Here is a 17,334-nt window from a genome sequence, read left to right as displayed (position 1 = left end):
GCCCCGATCCTGCCACCAAATCAGGGAAAGCCTCCGAAACCATTTATAATGGAAGGCTTTTGCAACAGCGCATCTATCCAGCGGCTCAATGAAGGTATTTCGCGGACTTCCCACAGCCGAATCGCGCGCCCCGTGCGCGCTGACCATCGGCAATTTCGACGGCGTGCATCTGGGCCACCAGGCTCTCTTGGCGCGCGTGCGCGAGGCCGCCGGCAAACTGGGGCTGGACGCGGCGGTGATGACCTTCGAGCCGCATCCGCGTGAATTCTTCGCCCAGCTGGCCGGCACGCCCGAACGCGCCCCGGCGCGTATCGCCAACCTGCGCGACAAGCTCGAAGCACTGGCCAACTCCGGCATCGACCGCGTGGTGGTGGAACACTTCGGCAGCCATTTCGCCGCCCTCTCCCCGCAAGACTTCATCGAGAAGATCCTGGTGCAGGGCCTGCACGTGCGCTGGCTGATGGTGGGCGACGACTTCTGCTTTGGCGCGCGCCGCGCCGGCACCCTGGACACCCTGATCGCCGCCGGCCAGCAGTACGGCTTCGAAGTCCACGCGCTGCCTACGGTGACCAATGCCGGGGTGCGCATCTCCTCTTCGGCCGTGCGCGCCGCCCTGGCCGAGGCTGATTTCGGCCTGTCGCGCCAGTTGCTGGGCCACCCCTACGCCATCAGCGGTCGGGTCGTCCACGGCAAGAAGCTGGGCCGCACCATCGGCTTCCCGACGCTGAACATGCGCGTGGGCCACAAGCGCCCGGCGCTCTCGGGCATCTTCGTGGTGCAGGTGCACGGACTGGCCGAGCAGCCGCTGCCGGCCGTGGCCAGCCTGGGCGTGCGTCCGACGGTGGACGACAGCGGCCGGGTGCTGCTGGAGACTCATCTGCTGGACTTCAAGGGCGATTGCTACGGCAAGCTGGTGCGCGTGGAATTCCTCAAGAAGCTGCGCGACGAAGAGAAGTACGTCGATCTGCCCACGCTGACGGCCGCCATCGCGCGCGATGTGGACCATGCGCGAGCCTGGTTCCGCGAGAACGCCGGTTTCGCCGTCTCGGCCACCGACCGAATTTGAACGCTGGGCGGCAGCCGGAGCCCTGCTCCCGCTGCTGTCCAGCCGCCCCATCCTGCATCTCGCCAGCGCGCATCTCGCCGCGCGCGGCTACCGAATCAACCTGCATTCAACGAAAGCCTTGTCATGTCCAACAACGAATCCTCCGCCAAGCCCGGCAAACCGGAAAAAGCCGGCAAAGCCCCCTCCAAGTACCCGGTCAATATGACCGAGACCGCCTTCCCCATGCGCGGCGACCTCGCCAAGCGCGAGCCGCAATGGGTCAAGCAATGGCAGGAGAAGAAGGTCTACGAGCGCATCCGCAAGGCATCGGCAGGTCGTCCCAAGTTCATCCTGCATGACGGTCCCCCGTATGCCAACGGCGAGATCCATCTGGGCCATGCCGTCAACAAGATCCTCAAGGACATGATCGTCAAGGCACGCAACATGGCCGGCTTTGACGCGCAATACGTGCCGGGCTGGGATTGCCACGGCATGCCCATCGAGATCCAGATCGAGAAGAAGTACGGCAAGAACCTGCCGGTGGCCGAGGTGCAAGCCAAGGCGCGCGCCTACGCCAATGAACAGATCGCGCTGCAGAAGAAGGATTTCATCCGCCTGGGCGTACTTGGTGAATGGGACAACCCCTACAAGACCATGAACTTCTCCAATGAAGCCGACGAGCTGCGCGCGCTCGGCAAGATCCTGGAGAAGGGCTATGTCTATCGCGGCCTGAAGCCTGTGAACTGGTGCTTCGACTGCGGCTCGGCCCTGGCCGAAGCCGAGGTGGAATACCAGGACAAGCGCGACCCGGCCATCGACGTCGGCTTCCCCTTTGCCGAACATGACAAGGTCGCCACCGCCTTCGGCCTGACCGATCTGCCGACCCGCCACGGCTATATCGTCATCTGGACCACCACGCCCTGGACCATCCCGGCCAACCAGGCGCTGAACGTGCATCCGGAATTCGAATACGCGCTGGTGGAAACCAGCCGCAATGGCGAAGCCACGCTGCTGATCCTGGCCAAGGACCTGGTGGCCTCCTGCCTGGAGCGCTTCGGCCTGGAAGGCAAGATCATCGCCACCACCACCGGCGAGAAGCTCTCGCTGATCCGCTTCCATCATCCGCTGGCCAAGGCCGATGCGGGCTACGACCGTCTGTCGCCGGTGTTCCTGGGCGAGTACGTGACGGCCGACAGCGGTACCGGCATCGTCCACTCCTCCCCGGCTTACGGTATCGAAGACTTCGTCTCCTGCAAGGCGCACGGGATGAAGGATGACGACATCCTCAACCCGGTCATGGGCGATGGACGCTATGCCTCCTGGCTGCCGCTGTTTGCCGGCCTGACCATCTGGGAAGCCTCCAAGCCCATCTGCGACAAGCTCGAGGAAATCGGTTCGCTGTTCAAGCTGATCATGTTCAGCCACAGCTACATGCACTGCTGGCGCCACAAGAGCCCCATCATCTATCGCGCCACCTCGCAGTGGTTCGCCAGCATGGACAACACGCCCAAGGATGGCGGCCCCAGCCTGCGCCAGACCGCGCTGCAAGGCATCGAGGACACCGCCTTCTTCCCCGGCTGGGGCAAGGCGCGCCTGCACGGCATGATCGCCAACCGTCCGGACTGGACCCTGTCGCGCCAGCGCCAGTGGGGGGTGCCGATGGCCTTCTTCGTCCACAAGGAAACAGGCGAACTGCATCCGCGCACGCCTGAATTGCTGGAACAGATCGCCCAGCGCATCGAGCAAGGCGGCATCGAAGCCTGGCAGGCGCTCGATCCCAAGGAATTGCTGGGCGACGAGGCCGACCAGTACCTGAAGAACAAGGACACGCTGGACGTCTGGTTCGACTCCGGCTCGACCCATCAGACCGTGCTGCGCGGCTCGCACAGGCAAGAGCTGCAGTTCCCGGCGGACCTCTACCTGGAAGGTTCGGACCAGCACCGCGGCTGGTTCCACTCTTCGCTGCTGACCTCGTCGATGCTCAACGGCCGCGCCCCCTACAAGGCGCTGCTCACGCACGGCTTCGTGGTGGATGGCGAAGGCCGCAAGATGTCGAAGTCGCTCAAGAACGGCGTGGAGCCGCAAAAGGTGGCCGACTCGCTGGGCGCCGAAATCCTGCGCCTGTGGGTCGCCTCCAGCGACTACTCCGGCGAGATCTCGATCTCGGAAGAAATCCTCAAGCGCGTCACCGAGGCCTACCGCCGCATCCGCAACACCCTGCGCTTCCTGCTGGCCAACACCTCCGACTTCGACCCGGCGCAACACGCCGTGCCGATGGCCGAGCTGCTGGAAATCGACCGCTACGCGATCGCCAACATGGCGCGCCTGCAGGGCGAGGTGCTGGCGCACTTCGAGACCTATGAATTCCACCCGGTGGTGGCCAAGCTGCAGATGTACTGCTCGGAAGACCTGGGCGGCTTCTACCTGGACATCCTCAAGGATCGTCTCTACACCAGTGGCGTGGATTCGGCCGCACGCCGCTCGGCGCAGACCGCCGTCTGGCATATCACCCAGTCGCTGCTGCGCCTGATGGCTCCGATCCTGTCCTTCACCGCAGAGGAAGCCTGGAGCTTCTTTGCCGGCAAGGAAGCCTTCGAGGCCAGCGGCGAGACCATCTTCTCGCAGGTCTATTACGCTCTGCCGGAAGTGGCCGATGCGCAAGGCCTGCTGGCCAAGTTCGCGGTGCTGCACGAAGTGCGCGCCGCCGTGACCAAGCAGCTGGAAGAAGTGCGTATCGCTGGCAGCATCGGTTCTTCCCTGCAAGCCGAGGTGGAACTGAAGGTGGCGGGCGAGAAGGCGGCGCTGCTGGAAAGCCTGGGCGATGACCTGAAGTTCGTGCTCATCACCTCGGCGGCCCGCGTGACCCGTGTGGCCTCGGTGGAAGAAGAGGCTGTGGTGGTCACCCCCTCGGCGCATCAGAAATGTGAACGCTGCTGGCACTATCGCGCCGATGTCGGGTCTCATGCCGAGCATGCGGGCCTGTGCGGCCGCTGCGTCAGCAACCTGTTCGGCCAGGGCGAGAAGCGTCAGTTTGCCTGATCCGGACAGGACCGCCTTGCAAGCTGCCCGCTGCGACTTCATGCAGCGGGCAGCCTCATCAAACAAGAACATCCATGGCAACCAAAAAACGCTCTTCCTCTTCCAGCGCTTCCTCTTCCACCCAAGGGCTGCTGCCCTGGCTGGGCATCGCCACCATCGTGCTGCTGCTGGACCAGCTTTCCAAGATCACCATCCTCAAACTGTTCCACTACGGTGAGTCATTGCCGGTGACCGGTTTCTTCAACCTGGTGCTGGTCTACAACAAGGGCGCGGCCTTCAGCTTCCTGGCCGCCAGTGGCGGCTGGCAGCGCTACCTGTTCACCGCCATCGGCATCGGTGCGGCCGTGTTCATCATCCACCTGCTGCGCAAGCATCCCGGCCAGCGCATGTTCTGCTGGGCGCTGGCGCTGATCCTGGGCGGTGCGATCGGCAACGTGATCGACCGCGTGGTCTACGGCCATGTGATCGATTTCCTCGATGTCTACGTGGGCAACTGGCACTGGCCGGCCTTCAACATCGCCGATAGTGCGATCTGCGTGGGTGCGGTATTGTTCGTCGTGGATGAACTGCGCCGCGTCTCCAGGAAGTAAGCCTGCGGCGCGCCACATCAAGGAGCAAGCAATGGATCTGGCTGGCAAGAAAATCGTACTGGGCCTGACCGGCGGCGTGGCCTGCTACAAGGCCGCCATGCTGGCGCGCGAACTGGGCCGCGCCGGCGCCGCAGTCCATGTGGTGATGACCGAAGCGGCCACCCATTTCATGACCGCCGTCACCATGCAGGCGCTCACCGGCAACCCGGTCTATACCGACCAGTGGGATGCGCGCATGGACAACAACATGCCGCACATCAATCTCACCCGCGATGCCGACGCGGTGGTGATCGTGCCCTGCTCCACCGACTTCATCGCCAAGCTGGCCCATGGCGCCTGCGACGACCTGCTCTCCACCCTGTGCGTGGCGCGTCCCGCCAGGGTGCCATTGATGGTGGCGCCGGCCATGAACGTGGAGATGTGGCAGAACCCCGCCACGCAACGCAACGTGCGCCAGATCAGGGAAGACGGCATCCTGCTGCTGGGCCCGGATGCCGGTGCGCAGGCCTGCGGCGAGGTCGGCGAGGGCCGCATGCTGGAGCCGGCGCAACTGCTGGAAGAGATCGTCGCCGCCCTCCAGCCCAAGCTGCTGGCGGGCCGTCGCGTGCTGTTGACGGCCGGGCCGACCTTCGAACCGATCGATCCGGTGCGTGGGATCACCAATCTGTCTTCCGGCAAGATGGGGTATGCGATTGCCCGGGCCGCCCGTGAGGCCGGTGCTGAGGTCACCCTGGTGTCCGGACCGACGGCGCTGGCTACCCCCTACGGCGTGCGCCGCGTGGACGTGCAGACGGCGCAGCAGATGCATGATGCGGTGATGGCCCAGGTGGCCGGACAAGACCTGTTCGTGGCGGTGGCCGCCGTGGCTGACTGGCGCGTGGCCAACGCCAGCGCGCAGAAGCTGAAGAAGCAGAACGACGCGGATACGCCGGAACTGCACTTTGTCCAGAATCCCGACATCCTAGCCACCGTGGCTGCCCTGCCCCAGCGCCCCTATTGCGTGGGCTTCGCCGCCGAATCGGAGAACCTGGAGCACTACGGCGCGGCCAAGCGGATCAAGAAGAACATTCCGCTACTGGTCGGCAATATCGGCCACCAGACCTTTGGCCGCGACGACAATGCGCTCATGCTGTTCGACGCCCAGGGCCATACGGCGCTGCCGCGTGCAGACAAGCAGACCCTGGCCCGCCAGCTGGTGCGCGAGATCGCGCGCCGGCTGGCGGCCTGAGCCCTAGCGGCCTGCCGGCAACCAGCCTCGCAGGCCGTGTTTTTTGTACCCTTTTGAACTCGACCAAGCCTCCATGAAGACCATCGACATCAAGATCCTCGACCCCCGCATGAAAGACCAGCTGCCTGCCTACGCCACCCCCGGCAGCGCTGGCCTGGACCTGCGGGCCTGCATCGATGCGCCGCTGACGCTGGCGCCGGGTTCCACCCACCTGATCCCGACCGGCCTGGCGATCCATCTGGCCGATCCCAACTACGCAGCCGTGATCCTGCCGCGCAGCGGCATGGGCCACAAGCATGGCATCGTGCTGGGCAACCTGGTGGGGCTGATCGATTCGGATTATCAGGGCCAGTTGATGGTCTCGACATGGAACCGCGGCAGTACCGAGTTTGTCCTAAACCCCATGGAACGCCTGGCGCAGTTGGTGATCGTGCCGGTCCTGCAGGTCGGCTTCAACGTGGTAGAGGAATTCGACAGCAGCGAACGCGGCGCCGGCGGTTTCGGCAGCACAGGCAAACACTGATGGAGAACCGCATGCTCGTATCCCCCCTGCCCCCATCCCAGTGGCAGAAACTGAAGACCCTGGCCGCCCTGGCGCCACTGGCCCTGCTGGCCGCCTGTGCTACGCAGGAACCGACCGTCAGCAGCCCCCCCTCGACGACCTGGCCGACCGCCACGGCACAGCCGCCCAAGCCGGCGGCCACCACTCCCCAGCAGCAGCAGTTGCAGGAACTGATCGCGCAGCAGGACCGCCTCTACCGTGTGGCCGCTCCGCTGTTGACCAGCAACGCCCAGCTGTGCCGCGGCAATGCCCGCAACCTGCTGGGCTTCACCGCCAAGAACCGCTATTCCTTCCCCATCGAGTATGCCGATACGGCGCGCAGCCTGGGCTATGACGACCGTCTGCAGGTGACCGGCGTGCTGCCCGGCAGCGGCGCGCAACAGGCGGGCATCCAGCGCGGCGACCTGCTGGTCTCGGTGGCGGGCAAGCCCATGCCGCAAGGTACCGATGCCGAGCGCCAGGCCGCCGTGCTGTTGAGCCCGCTGGTGGTCAAGAAAGCGCCGATCGCCCTGGGCGTGCAGCGCAATGGCCAGACCAGCACGGTGAATGTGCCGCTGACCTTCGCCTGCGCCTTCAGCATCGAGCTGGGCAATGCCGACAACGTCAATACCTATGCCGATGGCCGCCGCGTGCTCATCACCCGGGGCATGCTCAAGTTCACCCAGTCCGATGACGAGCTGGCCTACCTGATCGCCAAGGACATGGCGCACAACATCCTCGGTCATGCGATCCGCCAGCGCATGGTCTCGACCATCGCCGAAGTGATCGACAACCTGCTGCTGCCGCATCCGGACCCGACCACGACCGCCGGCACCGCGGGTATCCGCGTCTATCCGCAGGACCTCGATGCCGCCGCGGATACGCTCTCGCTGTACCTGCTGGCGCGGGCTGGCTATAGCATCGACAACGTGCCGGCCTTCTGGAAGCGCCTGGCGGAGCAGTATCCCGCCAGCGTACCCAATGGATACACGGCGCTGCATCCCTCCACCACCTATCGCCTGGCGATGATCGAGAAGGTGACGCAGATCGTGAAGGCCAAGCAGGAGGCGGGCAAGCCGCTGGTACCTTGATCAGTTGGTGTTGATCAGATCGACTTGAAGACGGCGCGGTGAAGACCGCGCCGTTTTTGTTTTGTTGATCGCTTACTGAGGCGCGCCCCTTCGGCAGGCTCCGGCCTGCCCAATACAAAAAAGCCACGCCGGTTTCCCGACGTGGCTTTCATGGCTTGCTTGATGAGGCTTATTCGACTTCGAGCTTCTCTTGCGGCTCTTCCGGCGGAGACGAATCGTCGCCTTCGGGGAATTCCAGCTTGATCTGGTCCTTGTCGTCCATCTCCACCGTCACCCGGCCACCGCTGACCAGCTTGCCGAACAGCAGTTCGTCGGCCAGCGCCTTGCGGATCAGGTCCTGGATCAGGCGCGACATCGGGCGCGCCCCCATCAACGGATCGAAGCCCTTCTTGCCCAGGAACTTGCGCAGGCTGTCGGAGAAGACGGCTTCCACCTTCTTCTCGTGCAGTTGCTCTTCCAGCTGCATGAGGAACTTGTCGACCACGCGCAGGATGATTTCCTCGTCCAGCGGGCGGAAGCTGATGATGGCGTCCAGACGGTTGCGGAACTCCGGGGTGAACATACGCTTGATGTCCGCCATTTCGTCGCCGGCTTCCTTCTTCTCGGTGAAGCCGATGGTGCGCTTCTGCAGGCTCTCGGCGCCCGCATTGGTGGTCATGATGATGATCACGTTGCGGAAGTCGGTCTTGCGGCCATTGTTGTCGGTCAGCGTGCCATGGTCCATCACCTGCAACAGGATGTTGAAGATGTCGGGGTGCGCCTTCTCGATTTCATCCAGCAGCAGCACGGCGTGCGGCTTCTTGTTGACGGCTTCGGTCAAGAGGCCGCCCTGGTCGAAACCGACATAGCCCGGAGGCGCGCCGATCAGGCGGCTCACGGCATGACGCTCCATGTACTCGGACATGTCGAAACGCACCAGCTCGATGCCGAGGATGAAGGCCAGTTGCTTGGCCACTTCGGTCTTGCCTACGCCGGTCGGGCCGGAGAACAGGAAGGAGCCGATCGGCTTGTCGGTCTTGCCCAGGCCGGCACGGGCCATCTTGATGGCCGACGACAGGGCTTCGATGGCCGGGTCCTGGCCGAACACCACGTTCTTCAGGTCGCGGTCGATGGTCTGCAGCTTGGCGCGATCATCCTGGTTCACCGACTGCGGCGGGATGCGGGCGATCTTGGAAATGATTTCCTCGATTTCCGGCTTGCCGATGGTCTTCTTCTGCTTGGACTTGGGCAGGATGCGCTGGGCGGCGCCGGCTTCGTCGATCACGTCGATGGCCTTGTCGGGCAGGTGACGGTCATTGATGAAGCGGGCAGCCAGTTCGGCGGCCGAAGTCAGCGCCGAAGCCGAATACTTCACACCATGGTGTTCCTCGAACTTGGACTTCAGGCCACGCAGGATCTGCACGGTCTGTTCCACCGTCGGTTCGTTCACATCGATCTTCTGGAAGCGACGCGACAGCGCGTGGTCCTTCTCGAAGACGCCACGGAATTCGGTGTAGGTAGTCGCGCCGATGCACTTCAGTTGACCGCTCGACAGCGCCGGCTTCAACAGGTTGGACGCGTCCAGCGTACCGCCCGAAGCCGAACCCGCACCAATGATGGTGTGGATTTCATCGATGAAGAGGATGCCGTTGGGGCTGTCCTTCAGTTGCTTCAACACGGCCTTGAGGCGCTGCTCGAAATCACCACGATACTTGGTGCCGGCCAGCAGCGCGCCCATGTCCAGCGAATAGACGACGGCGTTCTTCAGGATCTCGGGCACATCGCCTTGCGTCACGCGCCAGGCCAGGCCTTCGGCGATGGCGGTCTTGCCCACGCCGGCTTCGCCCACCAGCAGCGGGTTGTTCTTGCGACGACGGCACAGCGTCTGGATCACGCGCTCGACTTCGGACTCGCGCCCGATCAGCGGATCGATCTTGCCTTCGGCAGCGGCCTTGTTCAGGTTCTGGGTGAACTGGTCCAGCGGGCTTTCCTTCTGCTGGCCTTCAGCTTGCACGTCTTCCGCGCCTTCCGGAGCCTTCTGCGGATCGGCCTGCTGATCCTTGCGCACGCCATGCGAGATGAAGTTGACCACATCCAGACGGGTCACGCCCTGCTGGTGCAGGTAGTAGACCGCGTGCGAATCCTTCTCGCCGAAGATGGCCACCAGCACATTGGCGCCGGTGACTTCCTTCTTGCCGTTGGAAGCCGACTGCACGTGCATGATGGCGCGCTGGATCACCCGCTGGAAGCCCAGCGTGGGTTGGGTGTCCACCTCGTTGGTGCCAGGCACCGTGGGGGTGTTGTCGGTGATGAAATTGGTCAGCGTCTTGCGCAGATCGTCAATGTTCACCGAGCAGGCGCGCAAGACTTCGGCGGCCGACGGGTTGTCCAGCAGAGCCAGCAGCAGATGCTCCACGGTAATGAATTCATGACGCGATTGTCTGGCTTCGACAAAGGCCATATGCAAACTGACTTCGAGTTCCTGCGCAATCATGCTTCCTCCATCACGCATTGCAGGGGGTGCCCTGCCTTTCGAGCGTGGGTTAAAACGAGTTCCACTTTTGTGGATGCGATATCTTTGGGATACACACCACACATTCCCTTCCCATCGCGGTGAACCTTGAGCATGATCTGCGTCGCGGTTTCACGGTCCTTGTTGAAGTACTGCTGGATGACGGCGACGACGAATTCCATCGGCGTATAGTCATCGTTCAACAATAACACCTGGTACATCGGCGGCGGCTTGAGCTTGGACTCCTGCCGTTCGAGGACGGTACCTCCATCATTTTCGTGCTTGGTTGCCATGCGTTTGTTCGACCATCATAAGCTGTGCAACGCACAATGATCACGTAAGATCTAGATGAGATAGATATTACGCGTTTTCCGGACCTTGCGCAGATGACGATGATTTATCCTAAATCAAGGGGAGCGTCCCCCATCAAACAAACAAGCCTACAAACTTAAATCTGAAAACAGCTTGACTTTTGCATTTCGACCGAGAACAATGGAATTTCATCGGAAATCAGTTACATCTTGTTACTGTTGGCCGATAGAAGGGGGCACGGTTTAAGTGGGGCTGCGTGACGCGCGATGTTTCTTGCTTTAACGGCTCGTGTGATAGTTTATATTTGAAAGATGCTTTTATGGCAACAGGTACTGTCAAGTGGTTCAACGATTCCAAAGGCTTCGGCTTTATCACTCCGGATGACGGCGGCGAAGATCTGTTCGCCCACTTCTCCGCAATCCAGATGAACGGCTTCAAGACCCTGAAAGAAGGTCAAAAAGTCCAGTTTGACGTCACGCAAGGCCCGAAGGGCAAGCAAGCATCGAACATCCAGAACGCCGCCTAAACCCCGGTCTTCTCTGAAAAGCCCCGCCCCGCGGGGCTTTTTTCATTTCCACCGGTGCCGCGCTACCGCTTCGCCACTTCATCACTCCATCACAGACAAAAACAGCCGGGGAATGCGCCCGGCTGTTTCATTCTTCATCCTGCGATCACATATTCTCGATCATGACCTCGCCAAAGCCCGAGCACGAAACCTGGGTCGCCCCCTCCAGCAGACGGGCGAAGTCATAGGTCACGCGCTTGGACGAGACCGACTTCTGCATGGCGCTGATGATGAGGTCGGCGGCTTCGATCCAGCCCATGTGGCGCAACATCATCTCGGCGGAAAGGATGCTGGAACCAGGATTGACGTAGTCTTTGCCGGCATACTTGGGCGCGGTGCCGTGGGTGGCTTCGAACACGGCCACCGAGTCAGACATGTTGGCTCCAGGTGCAATGCCGATGCCCCCCACCTGCGCCGCCACAGCGTCGGAGATGTAATCGCCATTCAGGTTCAGGGTGGCGATGACGCTGTATTCAGCCGGGCGCATCAGCACCTGCTGGAAGAAGGCGTCGGTGATGGCGTCCTTGATGATGATGGCGCGACCGGTCTTGGGGTTCTTCAGGCGCATCCACGGACCATCGTCGATCAGCTCGGCGCCGAACTCGCGCGCCGCCAGGGCATAGCCCCAGTCACGGAACGCGCCTTCGGTGAACTTCATGATATTGCCCTTGTGCACCAGCGTCACCGAGGGCTTGTCGTGGTCGATGGCGTATTGGATCGCCTGGCGTACCAGGCGCTCGGTACCCTCCCGCGAGACCGGCTTGATGCCCAGTGCAGAAGACTCCGGGAATCGCAGCTTCTTGACACCCATTTCGCGGGTCAGCAAGTCGATGAGCTTGTTGACTTCAGGCGTACCGGCGGCCCACTCGATGCCGGCGTAGATGTCTTCGGAGTTCTCGCGGAAGATCACCATGTCGGTCTTCTCCGGCTCACGCAGCGGCGAAGGCACGCCCTTGAAGTAGCGCACCGGGCGCAGGCAGACGTACAGGTCCAGCTGCTGGCGCATGGCCACGTTCAGCGAACGGATGCCTCCGCCCACGGGCGTGGACAGTGGGCCCTTGATCGCGACCAGGTATTTCTTCAGCACCGCCAGCGTCTCTTCCGGCAGCCAGACATCCGGACCATAGAGGCGGGTGGCTTTCTCGCCCGCGTAGATCTCCATCCAGTGGATCTTGCGCGCGCCGCCATAGGCCTTTTCCACCGCCGCATTGACCACCTTGAGCATGACCGGCGTGACATCCACGCCCACGCCATCGCCTACGATATAGGGGATGATGGGATTGTTGGGGACATTGAGGGTGTCATCGGCATTGGCGGTGATCTTGCGCCCTTCTGCAGGCACCTGGATATGTTGGTACGACATCGTGTTCTCCGACGGTTGAGGCGAGCGTGGCCTGTATAGGTATCAGCGGCAGGCAGCAGCAGGCAAAGCAGCGACCATTGCCTGAATTGCCATGCAAGCGGGGAATTTTAAGAGATTTCCGCGATTTGAGCCGGGGAAATTCCAGTTCGCCGCAATCCGAGTCCAATCCAAGTCTTATATAAGACATAGGACATACCAGTCGATTATGCATCAGGATTTTACGCAGCGCCATGTTTTTGCGACACTAGCGCATGCCCCTGATCTTATTGAACAAACCCTTCCAGGTGATGAGCCAGTTCTCGGCCCATCCCGAACGCCAGACGCTGGCCGATTACATCGACATTCCCAACGTCTACCCGGCAGGCAGGCTGGACGCCGACAGCGAAGGCTTGCTCCTGCTCACTGATGACGGCAAGCTGCAGCACGCCATTGCCCATCCGCGTCGCAAGCTGCCCAAGACCTACCTGGCCCAGGTCGAAGGACAGCCCTCCCCCGAGGCCCTGGACAAGCTGCGCCAGCCGCTGGACCTGGGCGACTTCGTGACGCAGGGCAGCCAGGCCCGGTTGATTCAGGAACCAGGCTGGATGTGGCCGCGCAACCCGCCCATCCGCCAGCGCCAGAACCAGCCAACCAGCTGGATCGCCCTGACCATCAGCGAAGGCAAGAACCGCCAGGTAAGGCGCATGACCGCTGCCGTCGGCCTGCCGACCCTGCGCCTGGTGCGCATTGCCATCGGGCCATTCTCGCTGGCGACCCATCCGGTCATGCCGGGCGAATGGCGGGAAGTGGACCCACTGGAGCTGGAGCGCCAGGGATAGCGCGGCGCAAAACGGAAAATTACATCAATGACAATGTTTTTCCTGATCGCACAACAGATTTTCTTGGCAATAACTCTTAAAAATATGAAGAACACTGTCAACCTATGCAAGCCGCTGCCGTTATTGACAGTGATTCGCTCGAATCATCGTTTGCCTCACATCCCTAACATGTTGAATTGAAGGACGCAAAATGAAAAAATTGATCGCCGCTCTGATCGCTGGTCTGTTCGCAACTGCTGCTTTCGCACAAGCTCCGGCCGCTCCGGAAGCGCCGAAGGCTGAAGCCGCTGCTCCGAAGGCCAAGAAGGCAAAGAAAGCCAAGAAGGCAAAGAAGGCAAAGAAGGCAGCTGAAGCTAAGTAATTAGCGTCCGCATGACGAAAAAGGCAGGCTGGTCCTGCCTTTTTTCATGGGCGCGCACTTTGCGCGCATCCCCGGGCCATCCACCATCGCCCGGCGCCTGCTATGCTGCTGATCCCTGCACGAACCGATATCCATAGAATCCGAACATGCGCCACCATCCTCTTTCCCGCTTTTTCGTCCGCAGCGCCGCCACCCTGCTGGCGCTCGCCTGCTTCTCCAGCGCCCAGGCCCAGACGCCGCAGGTGCGCAAGTTTCCCACTACCCAGCTCAACATCGGCATCCACCTGATCAAGGCAGAAGTCGCCAAGACCGAGGCCGAGCGCGAGCAAGGTCTGATGTTCCGGGAAAAGATGGGGGACAACGAAGGCATGCTGTTCCTGTTCGAGCAGCCGGCCGGGGTCTGCATGTGGATGAAAAACACCCTCATTCCCCTGTCGGTAGCCTTCATGGACGAAAAAGGCGTCATCATCAACATCGAGGACATGAAGGCACAGACGCTGGATTCGCACTGCGCCAAGCGTGCGGCGGTCTATGCGCTGGAAATGAACAAGGGCTGGTTCAAGCAAAAGAATATCCAGCCGGGTAGCCAGATCGAAGGCTTGCCTCGTTAAGCAGGGCGCAGGGCCGGGGCGGTCGCTCCGGCCTCGGCCGCCAGGAAGAACACAGGCAATAAAAACGCAAAAAACCGCTTAGCAATAAGCGGTTTTTCTTGTACTGCATCTACTGCAAGCTGAAGCGGGCCGAGCCGCGCTTCAGTTCAAGCCAGGCGCAGATTAAGCAGCCAGGGCCTTCAGGGCAGCAGCCAGACGGCTCTTGTGGCGAGCAGCCTTGTTCTTGTGGATGATCTTCTTGTCGGCGATGCTGTCGATGGTCGACACGGAAGATTGGAACACGGAGGTTGCTGCAGCCTTGTCGCCGGCGGCGATGGCCTTGCGAACTGCCTTGATTGCGGTGCGCAGGGTCGAGCGCTGGCTCGAGTTGTGAGCGTTTTGCTTGACTGCTTGACGAGCACGCTTACGTGCCTGTGCGGTATTTGCCATGAAAATTATCCTAAATCGAGAGTCGTTTGCGCCGCAAACCCCTAGGACTCGCGATGCCAAATTCTGTAAAGCATCGGATTATAACCAGATTTGCGTGAGCAGGCAACCAACTTGTCCGTATCTGCGGTAAACCGGACGGCATCCGTTGCCATGCAGCCCCACCGCCACTACGCGGCGCACTCCGGATTGCCCGGCGGAAATGATACACCCGGGCTGAACCGATCCGTGCGGCCGCACTCTACAGCGCCATGGCGCGCTTGCGCCTGCCCTGGCGTCGCGCTGCGCTTGTCCTGGCCGCGGCCCTCCCTGCCCCCGCTATAATGCCGCTCCATGAATCTGCATAAAACCCTCGCCGCCATCTCCGGCATGACGATGCTCTCGCGCATCACCGGACTGGTCCGGGAAATCCTGTTTGCCCGTGCCTTTGGCGCTTCCGCCTATACCGACGCCTTCAATATCGCCTTCCGCATCCCCAACCTGCTGCGCCGGCTGTTTGCCGAGGGCGCTTTCTCGCAGGCCTTCGTCCCCATCCTGGCCGAATACAAGAACCAGCGCGGCGAGCAACAGACCAAGCACCTGGTGGACCATGTGGCCACGGTGCTGATGTGGGTCATGCTGGTCACCTGCGTGGCCGGCATCCTGGCGACTCCCTTCGTGGTCTATTTCATCGCCACCGGCCTGCAATACAACCCCGACGCCTTCAACGCCTCGGTGGTGATGACCCGCATCATGTTCCCCTACATCGGTTTCATGGCCTTCGTGGCGCTGGCCGGGGGCATCCTCAATACCTGGAAGGAATTCAAGATTCCCGCTGTGACCTCGGTCTTGCTGAACCTGGCCTTCATCATCGCCTCGCTGTTCGTGGCCCCCTTCATGGCGCAACCCATCTATGCCATGGCCTTTGCCGTGCTGGTGGGCGGCATCCTGCAAGTGGCCATCCAGGTGCCGGCGCTGATGAAGATCGGCATGCTGCCGCACCTCTACTGGAATCCCCTGCTGGGCCTGCGCGATGAGGGCGTCAAACGGGTGCTCAAGAAGATGGGACCGGCCATCTTTGCCGTCTCGGCGGCGCAGATCAGCCTGATGATCAATACCAACATTGCCTCGCGCCTGGAACATGGCAGCGTCTCCTGGCTCTCCTATGCAGACCGCTTGATGGAATTCCCGACGGCGCTCTTGGGCGTGGCGCTGGGGACCATCCTGTTGCCCAGCCTGTCCAACGCCCACGCCGCGCAGGACATGGAGGAATACTCTTCCCTGCTGGACTGGGGTCTGCGCCTGACCTTCATGCTGGCCATGCCCTCTGCCGTCGCGCTGGCCACGCTCTCCGAGCCCTTGACGGCCACCCTGTTCCACTACGGCCGCTTCGACGCACTTTCGGTGACCATGACCGGCCACGCCCTGGTGGCCTACGGGGTCGGCCTGATCGGCCTGGTCATGGTCAAGATCCTGGCGCCGGGCTTCTATGCCAAGCAGGACATCCGCACCCCCGTGATCATCGCCGTGGGCGTGCTCATCGCCACCCAGCTGATGAATAGCGTCTTCGTGCCCCTGTTCGCCCACGCCGGGCTGGCGCTGTCCATCGGCCTGGGGGCCTGCCTGAATGCGCTGTGCCTGTTCATCGGACTGCGCCGCCGCCAGATCTATGTACCGCGCCCCGGCTGGGGCCTGTTCCTGGTGCGCCTGACGGGTGCACTGCTGGTGCTGGCGGGCGCTTCCCTGTGGATCGCCGGGCACTTCGACTGGATCGCCCTGCGCGCCCATCCGCTCATGCGCATCGGCGCCCTGGCGCTGGTGATGCTGGTGTGCGCCCTGGCCTACTTCGGGCCGCTGTTTGCCATGGGATTCCGGCTGCGCGAGTTCAAGCGCATTGCGCGGCGCTGAGGTGGTGAATCAAAAGGTGTTGGTCAGACTGTCGGCAAGCTGAATCATGATCTTTCTTGCCACAGCAGACAGACCTGACGCAGCGCGCAATATTTTGATAGCATGGGTGACATGACGCTCACCTCCCTCGACTATTTCGCTTCACTGGTGCGCCAGGACGATTCGATTCCCTTGTTCGAATCCGCCCTGACGCTGGGTCAGGACTTCTATCCCGAGATGGATTTCGCCGAAGAGGAGATGGCGCTCGATACGCTGGCCGCCAAGCTCAAGCAGCGCCTGCCCTCGGACGCTTCGCAGATCCAGAAGCTGCGCATGCTCAACCATTTCTTCTTCCAGGAAATGGCCTTTGCCGGCAACGTCAACAATTATTACGATCCCGACAACAGCTACATCCACCGGGTGCTCTCGACCCGGCGCGGCATCCCCATCTCGCTGGCCGTGGTCTATATCGAACTGGCCCAGCACATCGGACTGGATATGAAGGGGGTGTCATTCCCCGGTCATTTCCTGATGAAGCTGTCGGTACAGTCGGGGGAAATCGTGCTCGACCCCATGAACGGGGCCAGCCTCTCGCGGGAAGAGCTGGAAGAGCGCCTGGAACCTTTCCTGACGCATCAGCCTGATGAAGAATTCGGCGATGAACTGCCGCTGGCAGCCTATCTGCGGGCGGCGCATCCGCGCGAGATCCTGGCGCGCATGTTGCGCAACCTCAAGGCCATCTTCATGGAAAGCCAGCGCTGGCAACAGGTGCTGGATGTGCAGGAGCGCCTGGTCATCCTGCTGCCCGAGGAAATCACCGAAAAGCGCGACCGCGGACTGGCCTACGCCAACCTGGGCCAGGCTCAGGCGGCGCTGGAAGACCTGGAAGCCTACCTGGCCCTGCGTCCCCATGCCGAGGACGCACCCAATCTGCGCGAGATGCTGCCCGACCTGCGCGAAGCGCTGCGCAAGCCGAACTGACCAACC

At 62.0% G+C, this 17,334-nt stretch carries 16 protein-coding genes; 12 read left to right on the top strand and 4 right to left on the bottom strand.

Translation table 11 applies throughout. From position 1 onward, the window contains the following. The first annotated feature begins 88 nt into the window (after positions 1-88). The 6 genes from ACP92_RS07025 to ACP92_RS07000 all read left to right on the top strand — a co-directional run bounded on the left by ACP92_RS07025 (position 89) and on the right by ACP92_RS07000 (position 7,534). On the top strand, positions 89-1,066 hold the full coding sequence (locus tag ACP92_RS07025) for a bifunctional riboflavin kinase/FAD synthetase (protein WP_013233424.1): 978 nt from the start codon (positions 89-91) through the stop codon (positions 1,064-1,066). A 123-nt stretch (positions 1,067-1,189) separates the two neighbouring features. Beyond that, positions 1,190-4,084 (top strand): isoleucine--tRNA ligase, encoded by a 2,895-nt coding sequence (ileS, locus tag ACP92_RS07020; RefSeq protein ID WP_013233423.1) that lies wholly within the window; start codon positions 1,190-1,192, stop codon positions 4,082-4,084. 74 nt (positions 4,085-4,158) lie between these two features. After that, positions 4,159-4,674: a signal peptidase II gene (lspA, locus tag ACP92_RS07015; protein WP_013233422.1), complete on the top strand. Its 516-nt coding sequence runs from the start codon at positions 4,159-4,161 to the stop codon at positions 4,672-4,674. A gap of 31 nt (positions 4,675-4,705) precedes the next feature. Continuing rightward, positions 4,706-5,902 (top strand): bifunctional phosphopantothenoylcysteine decarboxylase/phosphopantothenate--cysteine ligase CoaBC, encoded by a 1,197-nt coding sequence (coaBC, locus tag ACP92_RS07010; protein WP_013233421.1) that lies wholly within the window; start codon positions 4,706-4,708, stop codon positions 5,900-5,902. A gap of 73 nt (positions 5,903-5,975) precedes the next feature. Beyond that, a complete protein-coding gene (gene dut / locus ACP92_RS07005; protein WP_013233420.1) occupies positions 5,976-6,425 on the top strand; it encodes a dUTP diphosphatase in 450 nt (149 codons plus the stop codon). 11 nt (positions 6,426-6,436) lie between these two features. Next, positions 6,437-7,534: a M48 family metallopeptidase gene (locus tag ACP92_RS07000; protein ID WP_013233419.1), complete on the top strand. Its 1,098-nt coding sequence runs from the start codon at positions 6,437-6,439 to the stop codon at positions 7,532-7,534. A gap of 169 nt (positions 7,535-7,703) precedes the next feature. On the opposite strand, the gene clpA is transcribed toward ACP92_RS07000, so the two are convergent. Then, positions 7,704-10,007: an ATP-dependent Clp protease ATP-binding subunit ClpA gene (gene clpA, locus ACP92_RS06995; protein ID WP_013233418.1), complete on the bottom strand. Its 2,304-nt coding sequence runs from the start codon at positions 10,005-10,007 to the stop codon at positions 7,704-7,706. Beyond that, positions 10,004-10,318 (bottom strand): ATP-dependent Clp protease adapter ClpS, encoded by a 315-nt coding sequence (gene clpS, locus ACP92_RS06990; RefSeq protein ID WP_013233417.1) that lies wholly within the window; start codon positions 10,316-10,318, stop codon positions 10,004-10,006. The genes clpA and clpS overlap by 4 nt, the downstream gene beginning before the upstream one ends. A gap of 338 nt (positions 10,319-10,656) precedes the next feature. Here clpS and cspE point away from each other — a divergent pair, with 338 nt between their 5' ends. After that, positions 10,657-10,863, top strand: coding sequence for a transcription antiterminator/RNA stability regulator CspE (gene cspE / locus ACP92_RS06985; protein WP_006463169.1), 207 nt, complete (start codon positions 10,657-10,659; stop codon positions 10,861-10,863). Between the two features lie 145 nt (positions 10,864-11,008). Here the strand turns inward: cspE and icd are convergent, their stop codons facing one another. Beyond that, positions 11,009-12,265 carry an NADP-dependent isocitrate dehydrogenase gene (gene icd / locus ACP92_RS06980; RefSeq protein WP_013233416.1) on the bottom strand — a complete coding sequence of 419 codons (1,257 nt, stop codon included), beginning with the start codon at positions 12,263-12,265 and terminating at the stop codon, positions 11,009-11,011. A gap of 251 nt (positions 12,266-12,516) precedes the next feature. Between icd and ACP92_RS06975 the strand changes: the two genes are divergently transcribed. From ACP92_RS06975 to ACP92_RS06970, 3 genes are all read left to right on the top strand, one after another. Further along, positions 12,517-13,083 (top strand): pseudouridine synthase, encoded by a 567-nt coding sequence (locus ACP92_RS06975; RefSeq protein ID WP_013233415.1) that lies wholly within the window; start codon positions 12,517-12,519, stop codon positions 13,081-13,083. A gap of 190 nt (positions 13,084-13,273) precedes the next feature. Next, positions 13,274-13,444, top strand: a complete 171-nt coding sequence (locus tag ACP92_RS24825; RefSeq protein WP_006463172.1) for a hypothetical protein — start codon at positions 13,274-13,276, stop codon at positions 13,442-13,444. Between the two features lie 146 nt (positions 13,445-13,590). Next, positions 13,591-14,055, top strand: coding sequence for a DUF192 domain-containing protein (locus ACP92_RS06970; RefSeq protein WP_013233414.1), 465 nt, complete (start codon positions 13,591-13,593; stop codon positions 14,053-14,055). 162 nt (positions 14,056-14,217) lie between these two features. On the opposite strand, the gene rpsT is transcribed toward ACP92_RS06970, so the two are convergent. Next, on the bottom strand, positions 14,218-14,484 hold the full coding sequence (rpsT, locus tag ACP92_RS06965) for a 30S ribosomal protein S20 (RefSeq protein WP_006463174.1): 267 nt from the start codon (positions 14,482-14,484) through the stop codon (positions 14,218-14,220). A gap of 330 nt (positions 14,485-14,814) precedes the next feature. Between rpsT and murJ the strand changes: the two genes are divergently transcribed. Together murJ and ACP92_RS06955 are read left to right on the top strand one after the other, a co-directional pair. Continuing rightward, positions 14,815-16,368 carry a murein biosynthesis integral membrane protein MurJ gene (gene murJ / locus ACP92_RS06960; RefSeq protein ID WP_013233413.1) on the top strand — a complete coding sequence of 518 codons (1,554 nt, stop codon included), beginning with the start codon at positions 14,815-14,817 and terminating at the stop codon, positions 16,366-16,368. A gap of 111 nt (positions 16,369-16,479) precedes the next feature. Beyond that, complete coding sequence (locus ACP92_RS06955; protein WP_041311622.1) at positions 16,480-17,328, top strand: SirB1 family protein; 849 nt, start codon at positions 16,480-16,482, stop codon at positions 17,326-17,328. The last annotated feature ends 6 nt before the right edge of the window (positions 17,329-17,334 follow it).

The organism is Herbaspirillum seropedicae (assembly GCF_001040945.1).
Classification (GTDB): domain Bacteria; phylum Pseudomonadota; class Gammaproteobacteria; order Burkholderiales; family Burkholderiaceae_D; genus Herbaspirillum; species Herbaspirillum seropedicae.
The sequence above is the reverse complement of the archived record's forward strand: the minus strand, read 5'-3'. Positions and strand labels throughout refer to the sequence as shown.

What these genes read in the sequence shown, in the direction of transcription:
- ileS (WP_013233423.1), top strand. Translation starts at nt 1,190, where the DNA reads ATGTCCAACAACGAATCCTCCGCCAAGCCCGGCAAACCGGAAAAAGCC.
- clpS (WP_013233417.1), bottom strand. Translation starts at nt 10,318, where the DNA reads ATGGCAACCAAGCACGAAAATGATGGAGGTACCGTCCTCGAACGGCAG.
- ACP92_RS24825 (WP_006463172.1), top strand. Translation starts at nt 13,274, where the DNA reads ATGAAAAAATTGATCGCCGCTCTGATCGCTGGTCTGTTCGCAACTGCT.
- dut (WP_013233420.1), top strand. Translation starts at nt 5,976, where the DNA reads ATGAAGACCATCGACATCAAGATCCTCGACCCCCGCATGAAAGACCAG.
- ACP92_RS07000 (WP_013233419.1), top strand. Translation starts at nt 6,437, where the DNA reads ATGCTCGTATCCCCCCTGCCCCCATCCCAGTGGCAGAAACTGAAGACC.
- clpA (WP_013233418.1), bottom strand. Translation starts at nt 10,007, where the DNA reads ATGATTGCGCAGGAACTCGAAGTCAGTTTGCATATGGCCTTTGTCGAA.
- rpsT (WP_006463174.1), bottom strand. Translation starts at nt 14,484, where the DNA reads ATGGCAAATACCGCACAGGCACGTAAGCGTGCTCGTCAAGCAGTCAAG.
- murJ (WP_013233413.1), top strand. Translation starts at nt 14,815, where the DNA reads ATGAATCTGCATAAAACCCTCGCCGCCATCTCCGGCATGACGATGCTC.
- ACP92_RS06955 (WP_041311622.1), top strand. Translation starts at nt 16,480, where the DNA reads ATGACGCTCACCTCCCTCGACTATTTCGCTTCACTGGTGCGCCAGGAC.
- ACP92_RS07025 (WP_013233424.1), top strand. Translation starts at nt 89, where the DNA reads ATGAAGGTATTTCGCGGACTTCCCACAGCCGAATCGCGCGCCCCGTGC.
- icd (WP_013233416.1), bottom strand. Translation starts at nt 12,265, where the DNA reads ATGTCGTACCAACATATCCAGGTGCCTGCAGAAGGGCGCAAGATCACC.
- cspE (WP_006463169.1), top strand. Translation starts at nt 10,657, where the DNA reads ATGGCAACAGGTACTGTCAAGTGGTTCAACGATTCCAAAGGCTTCGGC.
- ACP92_RS06970 (WP_013233414.1), top strand. Translation starts at nt 13,591, where the DNA reads ATGCGCCACCATCCTCTTTCCCGCTTTTTCGTCCGCAGCGCCGCCACC.
- lspA (WP_013233422.1), top strand. Translation starts at nt 4,159, where the DNA reads ATGGCAACCAAAAAACGCTCTTCCTCTTCCAGCGCTTCCTCTTCCACC.
- ACP92_RS06975 (WP_013233415.1), top strand. Translation starts at nt 12,517, where the DNA reads ATGCCCCTGATCTTATTGAACAAACCCTTCCAGGTGATGAGCCAGTTC.
- coaBC (WP_013233421.1), top strand. Translation starts at nt 4,706, where the DNA reads ATGGATCTGGCTGGCAAGAAAATCGTACTGGGCCTGACCGGCGGCGTG.